The organism is Antribacter soli, assembly GCF_021568775.1.
Classification (GTDB): domain Bacteria; phylum Actinomycetota; class Actinomycetes; order Actinomycetales; family Cellulomonadaceae; genus Antribacter; species Antribacter soli.
Map to the genome: position 1 here is coordinate 19,505 of NZ_JAKGSG010000066.1, position 12,221 is coordinate 31,725.

The following is a 12,221-nucleotide window of genomic DNA, read 5'->3' on the forward strand; positions in this document are numbered from 1 at the left end:
GCGACCGCCCACCTCCTCGATGACGAACCCGTTCGAGGAGGGCGACCATGGCGACCTACAGCGATCACATCGGCGACGCCGACGAGGCATACGAGGCCGTGCGTGCGCTGGCGCACGCCAGGATCCGGTTCGACCACGGCGACGAACCCACGGCGACCCGTCCCGAGCACCCCGAGGACGCGTACGCGGGCCTGGGTGGCGTGCTCGGGATCGTGCGCTGCCTGTCGCAGGTCGCGGGCCAGATCGGCGCGGCCCACGACCGCCACATCACCCTGGCCCGGACCGATGACGGCTCCGCCATCGAGGGCCGCGCTCAGGTACAGGCAGTGCACGCACATGTCCACGAGGCGCTGCTCCACCTCAGCCGCGTCCACACGGAGCTGAACGCCGCGACGAGCGCGTCGGGACGCATCGCCTGGCAGTCCCCCGACGCCCCGGCGTTCTCCGCGAGCGGTCCAGTGAACCTGGTTGGCCCAGGCGCGACGGCGTTCGAGACACGCCAGGCAACACGGCCCGCGCTCTCGTTTGTGGCATCGGCACGGGCTGCGGCACCGGGTGGGCCGAGCCTGTGAACGCGGCCGGGGAGATCGAGCGGACGCACGTCGCAGCACTGGTTACGCCCGTCAAGGAGTCGTGGCGAGTACGGCGGGACCGCCGCCGGGCGGCCAAGGCGTTCCAGGCCCAGGCGACCACGCGGCCTGGACCGCCCACCACGCCCGAGCGGGTCCACTACCTGCCGCGCAACGGCGAACCGGGACCAGCTGCGCTCCGCTCGCCGATCGGGCTACGGGTGCCCAAGCACCAGGATACGAGCGCGACGTGGAGCGCGGCCTACCCGTTCCTCGCAGGCGGCGGGCTCGGCGCGGACGGGGTGTTCGTCGGCCAGGACCGCACCGCCGGCTCATCCTTCGTGTTCGACCCGTGGGTCCTGTATCAGCAGGGCGAGATCACCGCGCCGAACGTCGTCATCGCCGGCATCGTCGGCGCCGGCAAGAGCGCGCTGGCCAAGTCCTTGTACCTGCGGTCGCTCGCGTTCGGGCGCCGCGTCTACGTCCCGTGTGACCCGAAGGGCGAGCACACCCCCATCGCCGAGGCGGTCGGGGGGAAGGCGATCCAGCTCGGCCCGGGACTTCCCGCCCGGTTGAACCCGCTAGACCCCGGACCCCGGCCGTCGGGGGTGTCGGATGACGAGTGGGCCACCCAGGTCACGGCCCGCCGCCGCACGCTCCTCGGAGCGCTGGCCGAGACGACCCTCGGGCGGGCGCTGACCCCAGTGGAGCACACCACGATCGACGTCGCCCTCGCCGTCGCGGTCCGGGCGGCTGACGATGTGCCCGTGCTGCCGCAGGTGATCGACCGGCTCCTCGAGCCGCACCGCGACGACGACCCCGACGGGCGGCTCGTCGAGGACGGGCGCCCCGTCGCTCACGCCCTGCGGCGCCTCGTCGCCGGTGACCTTGCCGGGATGTTCGACGGCCCGTCCACCGTGGTGTTCGACCCGTCGCTGCCGATGCTGTCCCTGGACCTGTCGCGTGTCGCGGAGAACTCCACCGCGCTGTCGGTGCTGATGACGTGCGCGTCCGCGTGGATGGAGAGCGCGCTGGCCGACCCGGCGGGTGGGCAGCGGTGGGTCGTCTACGACGAGGCGTGGCGCCTCATGGCCCACCCGGCCCTGCTGCGCCGGATGGACGCGCAGTGGCGGCTCGCCCGGCACTACGGGATCGCGAACCTGCTCGTGTTCCACAAGCTGTCCGACCTGGACAGCGTTGGCGACCACGGATCCGCCGCCCGGGCCATCGCCAACAGCCTGCTCGCGAACGCCGAGACGAGGATCATCTACCGCCAGGAGACCGACCAGCTCGGCCTCACCGCGAAATCGCTCGGCCTCACCGCCGTTGAGCGCGCGAGGCTGCCGTTCCTCGGCGTTGGTGAGGGGCTCTGGAAGATCCGCAACCAGGCCTACCTGGTTCAACACCAGCTCCACGACGCCGAGGCGGCCCTTTACGACAGTTCCGGCCGAATGCGTCACGCATCATGAGCCTCCGCCAGCCGGTTCCGGACCATGGACGTGAGTGCGTCGTCGGGTCCGAGCGCCCTTTCGCAGCGGGGCAGCAGGTCCTCCAGCACGGCAACCGCTGCCGCCCGGTCGCCCGCGGCAAGGCGAACGAGCGCGTCGGTGTCGATGCGGTCGAGCGTGCGCCGGTCGTCGGCACCGTACAGGCGCGCCGACTCCAGCCTGTTCAGGACCGCGAGAGCCACGGCCTCCCTGTGGCGCCCCGCCCCGCTGTAGGCCAGGGCAAGGTTCTCCCGCGAGAACAGTGTGTCCGGGTGGTTCACACCCAGCACACGCTCACGGTCGGCCAGCGTCGCCTCGTACAACGGGATCGCCCGGCCGAGGTGACCCGCCGACGCGTGCGTAGTGGCGAGGTTGTTCCGAGAGCTCAGCGTGTCCGGGTGGTCCGCACCCAGCACCCGCTCACGGTCGGCCAGCGTCGCCTCGTACACCGGGATCGCCCGGGCCCGTTCACCCGCAGACCCGTACGCGTAGGCGAGGTTGTTCCGCGAGGTCAGCGTGTCCGGGTGGTCCGCACCCAGCACCCGCTCACGGTCGGCCAGCGTCGCCTCGTACACCGGGATCGCCCGGCCCAGGTCACCCGCAGACTGGTACGCGTAAGCGAGGTTGTTCCGCGAGGACAACGTGTTCGGGTGGTCCACACCCAGCACTCGCTCACAGTCGGCCAGCGTCGCCTCGTACAGGGGGATCGCCCGGCCCAGGTCACCGGAAGACTCGTACGCACCAGCGAGGTTGTTCCGCGAGGTCAGCGTGTCCGGGTGGTCCACACCCAGTACCCGCTCTTGGTCGGCCAGCGTCGCCTCGTACAGGGGGATCGCCCGGCCCAGGTCACCCGCAGACTCGTACGCGCCAGCGAGGCTGTTCCGCGAGGTCAGCGTGTGCGGGTGGTCGGCACCCAGCACCCGCTCGCGGTCGGACAGAGTCCGCTCATATAGCGGGATCGCCCGGCCCAGGTCACCCGCAGACGCGTACGCACCGGCGAGGTTGTTCCGCGAGGTCAGCGTGTTCGGGTGGTCCGCACCCAGCACTCGCTCATTGTCGGCCAGCGTCTGCTCAAACAGTGGGATCGCCCGGCCCAGGTCACCCGCAGACAGGTACGCGGATGCCAGGTTGTTCCGCGAGGTCAGTGTGTCCGGGTGGTCCACGCCGTGGAGTTGCTCGCGAGCGGCGAGGGCCCGTTCGAACCAGCCGGTCGCCTGCCCGAGCGCACCCTGGTTCTGGAGGAAGGTGGCGGCGCGGTCGATGACCCCCGAGAACACATCGTTGGCGACGCCCGGTTCGGTGTGCCTTGCGTAGGCCTCGACGCTGGGTAGCAGCAGCCGGACCTGGGACCACTGGCCCGGGTCATCTACGTCCGGCATCGCGTCCGCCAGCATCAGGGCGGCACGCTGGAGTGCGTCGGCGATGTCCTCGGGCTGGCGGTGGGGGTCGGCCGGGTCCGGGGTGCGGGCCACGGTCTGCACCAGCCGGTGCACCACCGCCGAGTCCGGGGTCAGGGTGACCATGCTCAACCCGGCCAGCGCCTGCAATCCCGACGTCGCACCATCGAGCCCGTCGAGGAGCGGCACGGGGATGCCGTCCGGGGACCACCACGCGATGACTCGCAGCACGTCCAACGCCTCGGGATGGGTCTGGGCGAGGCGATCGAGGGTGACGCGCCAGATCCGAGCGATCGTCCGCTCGCCGTCGGACCCGAACCCGCCGCTGGTGATCGCCGACTGCGGTGCCCGGCGGAGCTGGTCGCGGAAGTCGGCCGGCGTCAGGTGCGGCACCTCCTTCAGGTATGCCCCGGCCTGGTCGACCGCCAGCGGCAACCGTCCCAGCTCCTCGACCAGCTCGACCGCCCCCGGCCATGCCCGTACCGGGTCGGGCCCGGCCATCGCCGTCAGGACTCGCACCGCCTCGGCGACGGACAGCACACCGAGCTCGCGTACCACCATCCCCGCCAGCGACCACCCCGCCGCCAGACGTGTCGTGACCACGACGCGGGCGTTCCTTGCCGCGCGCAGCGCCCGCAGCACCGGCTCGACGTCCTGCACCCGGTTGACGTTGTCCAGCACCACCACGAAGTCGCCCTTGCCGACCAGCCACGCGATCGCCTCCTCGGCAAACCGGTGCGGCGCCGCGTCCTCTGGCCCGAGGTGCAGGCGGCGGGCGGCCTGCGCCAGGTCCTGCTCGAGGGTCTGCGGTGAGTCAGACCGGATCCACCACACCGGGCGCCCCCTGACCTGATGGTCGGTCAGGTACTTCACCACAAGCGACGACTTCCCGACACCACCCAACCCGTGCACCACCGCGACCCCCGGCTTGCTGCCTCCGACGACTTCGTGCAGCCAGGCCAGGTCCTCGGCCCGGCCCGTGAACGCCGCCGTCAGCAGGGGAGCGTTCGTAACAGCGAGCCGCACCGGCGGTCCAACGGGCGGCAGAGTGGCACCGCCGTCAACTCGCGACTGCGCGATACCGGCACCGATGGCGACCGCCGCCGCTGTCACGGAGATCCAGAAATCACCGCTTCCGACCCACTCGCGCCAGCCGCCGTCGACCCGGTTGCCGGCGATCGCCGCGACGGTGATCGCGATCGCCCCCGCCAGGACGCACACAACGATCAGGAGCCAGCGGACCCACTTCATCGATCACCCACAACGACGTGAACCGGCACGGAAGGGCAGTGCGACCAGCGACGCTACCGCACCCGAGGCCCGCGGACCCGCGACGCGAGCAGTTCGCCCACCGCGGTCGGCGACGCCAGGGCGCGCCCACCGTGCGCTGCACGGTCACCCCGTCGTCGCCTTGCAGCGATGCTGGCTTGGGACCGACACGTGCGCTGACGGCCGCACCACACCTGCCTCTCGACGATCCCTTGTGAGAGGACGGAGCAGATGATGTCCACCGAGGAAGAGCGCGACAAGGCCGACGCCGACGCCATGACATGGCACGACCGGCACGACGCTTACGCCGCGAACGCGGTCCTGGCCGAGAAGCTCTGGAGCGCCCTACGCGGGCTGGGTGTGGAGCGCGGCCGGATGCTGGCCCTGGGTGACCACGCGGCCGTGTACGCGGGGATCTCCGCGATGGGGAAGGTGTCGACCTCGATCTACGAGGAGTGGGTCGCCCCGATCCCGCCCGCGGACGCAGCGGCCGGTTCCCGTGGCCGCACGACATGCTGCGTCCCAGGTCGTTCAGCGACGACGACCCGGCGATGCACGACGTCGTGATCGCGAACGTGCTCTGGTCGGACCTGCACTACCGGTCGGTGTACGGGCGGGCCAGGCTGCTGCAGATCCATGCCCAGTACCTGCTGTCTGCGATCGGGCGGACGTTCCCCGGCGGGATCACCGCCGCGGTGGTCACCCGCCAGGTCCTGGACGACCCGGAGCCCGCGTTCCGGGAGCTGCTGCTGGACAACTGCGATCTGCTCGGCGCGGTTCGGTTGCCGGCCACCGCCTTCCGACCTGACCTGGCGCCGGAGGTTGCGGCGCCGTCGGACCTCCTGCTGCTCCGGCGCCGTCTGCCCGGCGAGCTCGCCAACTCCGCGAGGTTCCTGGACGTCACACCCACCACCGTCCCGGGCGGGGTGGCGCACGTGAACGAGTACTTTGTGAACTTCTTCCCCGAGCACGTCGTCGGGACCACCGGAGTCGTGACCGACGCTGACCTCGAGCTCACCCGGTACACCGTCCACGGCGCGGACGAGCCGTTCGACGTCGTCCTGCACCACGTCCTGTCACGCATCGTGCGCCACTCGCTCGCCGAAGGGCTGACCGCGGTGTCGGCGTCATGGCACCCGCCAGAGGCCCGCCTCGCGCCCGAGGCGGACCGCCCGGTGCGGGCTCAGGCTGCCAAAGGGCCGTCGAGTCCGACGACGACCCGCCGCACCGGACCGACCGACGCCCCCGACCTGTGAGGGGACCGGCGATGAACGAGCTCTGGGATCTCGCCTCCGACGAGACCCATGCCCGCGTGCTGCTCGCCCTGGCGACCGTGCCCGGTGACGAGGTCACCGGGCGTCTGGTCGCACAGCACGGCGCCGTCGAGACCGTCCGCCTCGCCCTCGGCGCCCACGCGCCTCACGACGACCTGGCGGTGGAGGCGTGGCGGGGCGCGACCACGCCCAAGCTCACCATGAACACGTTCGGCCGCGCAGTGCAAGCAACCGTGCGCGCGGGCCTGGTCGCCGTCTTCCCCGACAGCCCGCACTGGCCCGCCGGACTCGACGACCTCGGCCACCGTGCGCCCCTGGTGTTGTGGGCCAAGGGCGACCTCGACCTCCTCACCGCCAGAGTCGACCAGCGCGTCGCGCTCACCGGCTCCCGGGCCGCCACCGAGTACGGGCTGGCCGTCGGGCGTGACCTGGCCCGCGAGCTGGCCGAACGGGAAGTGCAAGTGGTCTCCGGTGGTGCGTTCGGGATCGACACGGCCGCCCACCGGGGCGCCCTCGCCTTCGACGGGCCGACGATCGCGGTCATCCCTGCGGGCCTCGACCACACCTACCCGGCAGCGAACCGCGACCTCCACGCCCGCATCACCGAGCACGGCCTCCTGCTGTCCGAGCTGCCGCCGAGCACACCGGTCTCCCGCTCGGCATTGCTCGCCCGGAACAGGATCATCGCCGCGCTGTCCGGCGCGACCGTGATCGTCGAGGGCGCAACCCGATCAGGGGGCATGCACACCGCCGGCCAGGCCCTCGCCCTCGGCCGCCCCGTCGGCGCGGTCCCCGGCCCGGTCACGAGCATCGCCAGCAGCGGCCCCCACCGGCTCCTCAACCAGGGCACCGCGCGGCTGGTGACCGAGGCGGCCGACGTCCTCGACCTGCTCGCCGGGCGCCCCAACGCGCCAGCGCCCACGGCCGTGGGACCGGCCCGCGAGTTCGGGCCAGAACCCGTCAGCCGGCAGGCCGTGACCGCACCAAACGGTGCGGCGGCCGGCTCGTCGCTGTAAATCCGTAGATCCCGAGCACGTCATGGTGGCCGTTCGACGCGGAGGGGCACTGAGCTTTCAGGTCGTGCTTGGGTCGCAGCCCCGCCTCGCACCCCCAACAGGCGGACGATCTGACCGCCACAACAGATCGAACACCCGTTCGATTCGACGGTATCCTGAGGTCGTGCGCGAGCGAGACGGCATCTATTGGTGGCCCCCGGGCCAGCCGCTGAACTCCTCGATGCCGCAGCGCGTCCCGGTCAAGCCGCAGGGCAACATCAACGTCATCGTGCGCCTGGAGTGGCCGGAGCACGACGAATGGGTGCCCGGCCGCGCGATCAGGTGGCGCGACGGTTGCGTCATGGTCCTGTGTTACCCGCCCGGCGCCCCGTCGAGCACCGACGAGCTGATCGTGTGGCTCCGCGCCCGCGACGTGTACACCTCGATCCCCCGACGCCCGAAACCCGCACGCCCGCTGTGGGGCCCGAAAGCGCAGAAACCCGCCGCGTCCGGCGGCACATGACGGCTCAAGATCTCCCATCGCTGTCGTGGCGATCGGATTCATCGTGTCTGCGGCAGCACTGCGGGGCTCCGTCCTGATGCAGACCGCGTGGCCCACTTCGCCGCGGCCGGGCCGCAACCAGCGTTGAGTAGGTTGCATCAGGAGATCAGAAGTGGATTACGTTGCAGCCCGGCGACAGGTCCTTCGTCGCCGCTCGACGTAAGGCAGGTCGAGCGGTCGTCGAGCGCCGTTCTCTGCCAGGGCGCCTCATAGCGGACCAAGGCCGGACGACACCCCGCCTTCGGTGAGCGCACTGGCGGCCCTCGCGCACCTACCTCCCAGCACCCTCCGGGAGGACACGATGCGCGAGGACACCCGCACGCTCGAGGAGAAGATCGCGGACCGCAACGCGAAGCTCGACGCGTTGCACGAGCAGCTGACGACTGCCGTCGGCCAGCTGGTCACCGGCGAGGACTGGCTGCGGGCTATGGCCGCCTCGGCGAAATTCAGGTCCAGATCCTTCAACAACACGCTCCTGATCTGGGTGCAGCACGCCGCCGCGTACGAGGCCGGCGTCGTGTCCGCGCCGGAGCCGACCTACGTCGCGGGATTCCAGCAGTGGAAGGACCTCGGCCGCTCCGTCCGCAAGGGAGTGTCCGGCTACCAGATCCTGGCGCCGCGAACCGCCCGCATGGCGTCCCACTCCCCCGGCGACCCGGCATCGTGGCGTCGGCTGGACCGCGGCGAGAAGCCCCGGCCCGGGGAGACGGTCTCCACCCGGATCATCGGCGTTCGCCTCGCATACGTGTGGGACCTGAGCGGGACCGAAGGCCCGGACCTGCCCTCGGTGCCCGAGCCGCAGCTTCCCGCCGGTCAGGCGCCGCCGGGGTTGTGGGACGGCCTCGCCAAGCAGGTCGCCGAGCACGGGTACAGCCTGGAGATGGTGGCAGACCCGACCTCGCTGGGCGGCGCTCTGGGCCTGACGACCTACGGCACCCGCCTGGTGCAGGTCGCGGCCGACCTCGACGACGTGGCCAAGGTCTACGTGCTCGCGCACGAGCTTGCCCATGTCGCCTTGCACCAGCCGGGCAGGGACGCCGGGCCCGACGACGGGTCCGCGGCAGTCCCGGGAGGACGGTCACCGCACCGCGGGATCCGCGAGGTCGAGGCCGACTCAGTCGCCTACATGCTGCTCCAAGCCCACAACGTGACCATGGACGCCGCGACCGTCCCGTACGTGTCCGGGTGGGCCTCCAGCGTCCCAGGCTGGACCCCCGTCGAGGTCGTCCAGGACACCGCCGCCCGGGTCCGCACCGCCGCCGTCACCATCCTCGACAAGCTCGACACTCAGCAGGTCTCCGACGGCACACCACCCGGCCTGGACAGGTCCACCCGCCTCGGGCGGAGCACGCCGCGCAGTGCGGCACCGGATCATGCCGCACGCGCTGTCGCCGACGACGGGCTCGCCCGGCCGGACGTGCGCGGCCGTCACTACGGCCGCCCTGGGCCTGCAGTGATGAGAGAGGGGGTCGGGCGATGAACACCGAGCAGCCCGTCGCTGTCCGGATCGACGTCGACCCCGACGGCCACCTCACCGTGACCGTCGGCGGCGACGCGTGGGTCCCGCCGGCGCCCGGTGGGACGGCCCCCGAGGTCGGGCTCGGGCGTACGGACGTCCCGTGGGTCCTTGACCGGCTCCTTGGCGAGCACGGCAGACCGCTGCACGTGGTGCTACTCGACGGCGGGCGGACCTTCACCGACGTCGTGCTGCCGGAGCACCTCAAGCGCGCCGACCCGTCGTACTCCAAGGCACCGCCGGGGTTTGCGCCGGACCGGCACCGCCCGCCGATGGCGTCGTACCGTCATGGCCACGCCGACGACGGTGCGGCACCTGCGCCGTCGGCGCCGCAGCGGGCGGGCGGGTCGGGCTGGTTCGAGGCGGGCGGCTACAACCGCGGTGAGCAGGTCGCGGTCGCGGTGATCGTGACCCGGGTGACGGCCGACGACGAGGGCCGGATCTGCCTGATCCTGCCTGCCGCGCTGCGGCCACTGATCGGGGACGCCGTCGCGATCGGCGAGGAGTCCCGCGAGATCTCCATCAACCAGGCCAGCCAACGGTTCCCGGGCAGCCAAGCCGTCACCGCCGCGCTGAGCGGGACGAGGCCCGGCGGCGAGGACCTCGACGTCGGCTTCCGCCACCGCGGCGGCCCAGGCCTCGGGATGTGAGACGACATGACCACGACGAGCTCCGGGCGTACGGGCGGGGACGAGCTGACCAACCTCGCGCTCATCGGCCTGGTGGCGCTGTTGACGTTGTCGGCGGTGCTGCGGTTCGCGGCGAACGTCGCCGCGCTCTTCACCGGCCACCAGATGCCCGACGGCGACCCCGCGACGGGACTCAAGGCTCTCACCGACCCGACCAACCCTGGCGAGGCCTTCGGCGCCGACGGGCTGAGTCCGTTCGTGTACTGGCTCGCGGTCGCGGTCATGCTCGCCTCCGCGGTCGTGGTGGCGTGGCTGGCGTGGCGGCTGGTGGGCGGGCCGCGCACGCCGTCGGCCCACGCGAGCAGCCTGGCGGGGCTGGCCACGACGTCGGACCTGGCCCGAACCGCCTCCCCTCAGGCGCTGGTCAAGCGCTCGGGCACCCTGCGCCCGTCGCTGGAGAAGGCGGCCCCGGCCGATGTCGGCTACCTCCTGGGCCACGCCCGCGGACGACAGGTGTGGGCCTCGGTGGAGGACTCCATGCTCGTCCTGGGCCCACCGCGGTCGGGCAAGGGCCTGCACCTGGTGATCAACGCCGTGCTCGACGCCCCCGGCGCCGTGGCGACCACCTCCACCCGCCCAGACACCCTCGCGGTCACCCTCGCCGCCCGGCAGCAGGTGGGCCCGGTGGCGGTGTTCGACCCGCAAAAGCTCGCCGAAGGCCTGGGCGAGGGCCTGCGGTGGTCCCCCATCCGCGGGTGCGACGTTCCCCGCCGCGCGATGGTCCGTGCAGCGGGTCTGGCGAAGGACACCGGGATCGGCGGCAAGGGCGTGGAGAACGGCGCGTTCTGGGAGAACACAACCCGCGGCGCCCTCCAAGCGCTCCTGCACGCCGCAGCCCTCGCAGGACGCACGGCGAAGGACCTGTACGTCTGGTCGCTTTCCCCCGCTGCGGCGGCCGACGCCGTCGCGATCCTGCGAGCCCACCCCCGGGCCGCGCACGGGTGGGGCGAAGGCCTCGAAGGAATGCTCAACGGCGAAGGCCGCTCCCGCGACTCGGTCTGGGTCGGCGTCCGCCAAGCACTGTCCGCCCTGGCCGACCCCGACGTCCTGCACGCCGTGTCCCCCGGACCCGACGAGCACTTCGACCCCAAGGCGTTCCTGCGCAACCGCGGCACCCTCTACCTGCTCGCCACCGGCTCCGGCGCGTCCGCCTCCTCCGCGCTTGTGGCGGCGCTGATCGAGGACCTCACCGAGACCGCCGGCCGGCTCGCAGCGAGCTCACCCGGACAGCGGCTGGACCCGCCGCTGCTGCTTGCCCTCGACGAGATCGGCAACATCGCCCCGCTGCCGTCGCTGCGGTTCCTGATGGCCGACGGCGGCGGCACCGGCATCACCACCATCCCCGTCTTCCAGTCCCTCGCCCAAGCCAGAGACCAGTGGGGCCCGGAGTCCGCGTCGGCGATCTGGGACTCCTCCATCGTCAAGGTCATCCTCGGCGGCACCTCCTCGGCCTCAGACCTGCGTGACCTGTCCGCGCTCCTGGGTGAGAAGGACGAGGTCACTGACTCGCTCACCGTCGGCTACGACGGCTCCCGCTCCCTGCAGCGGTCGCTGCGCAGGGTGCCCGTCATGCCGCCGGAGAAGATCCGCACCCTCCCGTTCGGGCAGGGCCTGGTCCTGCTGCGTTCGGCTCCGCCGATCGTCGCCACCTTGCGCCCGTGGACCGGGCGGCAGGACGCCGCGCGCCTGGCCGAAGGGCGCATCGCCCTGGAGAACGAGCTGCGGGCCGGTTCCGGCCCGCGCGTGATGGATGGAGATGACCGCGATGGTTGAGCACAGGATCGGCCTGGGCGAGTACCTGGCCCGTCTTCCGTACCACAGCGGGCACGAGCTCGGAGACGACTACGTCGTCGTGGGGGCACTGAGCACCGACAACCGAACGATCGCGACCGCCGCGATCGAGTGGGTCTTCCCGTTTACCGACGAAGGCGCCGCCCGGCACTGCGCTCAGCACCTCGCCCGGGCCCTGCGAGGTGAGGACCTGGGCCACCTGATGGTGGTCGGCTACGGCCCCGCCGGGCCGGAACGGTCCCGGCTCATCGCAACCGAGCTGCGCGACGCGCTCGACGCGACGACGGTGCAGGTCCACATCCAGGACGGGACGTGGCGGACCCGGGCCGGCCTGGCCGGCCCGTGGGGCGTGGCGACCGCCCTGCCGCGCCCGGCCGGCCCGGGCCTGCCGGACCCGGCAGCCACCAAGGACGAGCTCCGCACCTCGATGGCACCCCTGCCCTCACCCGTGTTCGGCTCACCCAGCCCCGCGACCCTCGCCGGCCTGGAGAAGCTGTCACCCGCGCTCCGCGCGGACGTCGCCCGCCGGACCCTGGACAACGTGGCCGCAGGCAACGACCCCGTCGCGCAGATGCAACTCCTCGCGCACCTGGCCACCTCGGACCTGGTCACCCGCGACATCATCCTCGGCCACGCCCTGGACGGGACGGACACCGAGGCCCGCGTCAACGC

11 protein-coding genes are annotated in these 12,221 nt (G+C 72.1%); 10 read left to right on the forward strand and 1 reads right to left on the reverse strand.

Translation table 11 applies throughout. The annotated features are described in order from the left end of the window. Positions 1-47: 47 nt before the first annotated feature. Positions 48-572 (forward strand): hypothetical protein, encoded by a 525-nt coding sequence (locus L1785_RS22135; protein ID WP_236091416.1) that lies wholly within the window; start codon positions 48-50, stop codon positions 570-572. After that, positions 569-2,038: a putative type IV secretion/conjugal transfer ATPase gene (locus L1785_RS22140; RefSeq protein WP_236091417.1), complete on the forward strand. Its 1,470-nt coding sequence runs from the start codon at positions 569-571 to the stop codon at positions 2,036-2,038. Before L1785_RS22135 ends, L1785_RS22140 begins: the two co-directional genes overlap by 4 nt. Here the strand turns inward: L1785_RS22140 and L1785_RS23005 are convergent. Continuing rightward, positions 2,026-4,704: a tetratricopeptide repeat protein gene (locus L1785_RS23005; RefSeq protein WP_268915588.1), complete on the reverse strand. Its 2,679-nt coding sequence runs from the start codon at positions 4,702-4,704 to the stop codon at positions 2,026-2,028. The two genes, L1785_RS22140 and L1785_RS23005, sit on opposite strands and share 13 nt — an antisense overlap. A 252-nt stretch (positions 4,705-4,956) precedes the next feature. On the opposite strand from L1785_RS23005, the gene L1785_RS22155 reads away from it, so the two are divergent. The 8 genes from L1785_RS22155 to L1785_RS22190 form a co-directional block, all read left to right on the forward strand. Continuing rightward, the gene (locus L1785_RS22155) at positions 4,957-5,289 is read left to right on the forward strand and encodes a hypothetical protein (RefSeq protein WP_236091418.1); all 333 of its coding nucleotides are present in this window, start codon (positions 4,957-4,959) and stop codon (positions 5,287-5,289) included. Further along, a complete protein-coding gene (locus tag L1785_RS22160; protein WP_236091419.1) occupies positions 5,235-5,978 on the forward strand; it encodes a hypothetical protein in 744 nt (247 codons plus the stop codon). The genes L1785_RS22155 and L1785_RS22160 overlap by 55 nt, the downstream gene beginning before the upstream one ends. Before the next feature lie 11 nt (positions 5,979-5,989). Further along, positions 5,990-7,012, forward strand: coding sequence for a DNA-processing protein DprA (gene dprA / locus L1785_RS22165; protein WP_236091420.1), 1,023 nt, complete (start codon positions 5,990-5,992; stop codon positions 7,010-7,012). Between the two features lie 163 nt (positions 7,013-7,175). Beyond that, entirely contained in the window at positions 7,176-7,514 is a 339-nt protein-coding gene (locus tag L1785_RS22170; protein ID WP_236091421.1) for a hypothetical protein, read from the forward strand. A gap of 340 nt (positions 7,515-7,854) precedes the next feature. Further along, complete coding sequence (locus tag L1785_RS22175; RefSeq protein ID WP_236091422.1) at positions 7,855-9,033, forward strand: ArdC-like ssDNA-binding domain-containing protein; 1,179 nt, start codon at positions 7,855-7,857, stop codon at positions 9,031-9,033. Continuing rightward, complete coding sequence (locus tag L1785_RS22180; protein ID WP_236091423.1) at positions 9,030-9,719, forward strand: hypothetical protein; 690 nt, start codon at positions 9,030-9,032, stop codon at positions 9,717-9,719. Before L1785_RS22175 ends, L1785_RS22180 begins: the two co-directional genes overlap by 4 nt. A 6-nt stretch (positions 9,720-9,725) precedes the next feature. After that, the gene (locus L1785_RS22185; protein WP_236091424.1) at positions 9,726-11,531 is read left to right on the forward strand and encodes a type IV secretory system conjugative DNA transfer family protein; all 1,806 of its coding nucleotides are present in this window, start codon (positions 9,726-9,728) and stop codon (positions 11,529-11,531) included. Then, on the forward strand, positions 11,524-12,221 hold a 698-nt coding region (locus tag L1785_RS22190), incomplete at its 3' end, for a hypothetical protein (protein WP_236091425.1). The genes L1785_RS22185 and L1785_RS22190, both read left to right, overlap by 8 nt.

Excerpts from the sequence above, each read along its gene's own strand:
- L1785_RS22155 (WP_236091418.1), top strand. The coding sequence starts at position 4,957 with ATGTCCACCGAGGAAGAGCGCGACAAGGCCGACGCCGACGCCATGACA.
- L1785_RS23005 (WP_268915588.1), bottom strand. The coding sequence starts at position 4,704 with ATGAAGTGGGTCCGCTGGCTCCTGATCGTTGTGTGCGTCCTGGCGGGG.
- L1785_RS22160 (WP_236091419.1), top strand. The coding sequence starts at position 5,235 with ATGCTGCGTCCCAGGTCGTTCAGCGACGACGACCCGGCGATGCACGAC.
- L1785_RS22135 (WP_236091416.1), top strand. The coding sequence starts at position 48 with ATGGCGACCTACAGCGATCACATCGGCGACGCCGACGAGGCATACGAG.
- L1785_RS22185 (WP_236091424.1), top strand. The coding sequence starts at position 9,726 with ATGACCACGACGAGCTCCGGGCGTACGGGCGGGGACGAGCTGACCAAC.
- L1785_RS22180 (WP_236091423.1), top strand. The coding sequence starts at position 9,030 with ATGAACACCGAGCAGCCCGTCGCTGTCCGGATCGACGTCGACCCCGAC.
- L1785_RS22175 (WP_236091422.1), top strand. The coding sequence starts at position 7,855 with ATGCGCGAGGACACCCGCACGCTCGAGGAGAAGATCGCGGACCGCAAC.
- dprA (WP_236091420.1), top strand. The coding sequence starts at position 5,990 with ATGAACGAGCTCTGGGATCTCGCCTCCGACGAGACCCATGCCCGCGTG.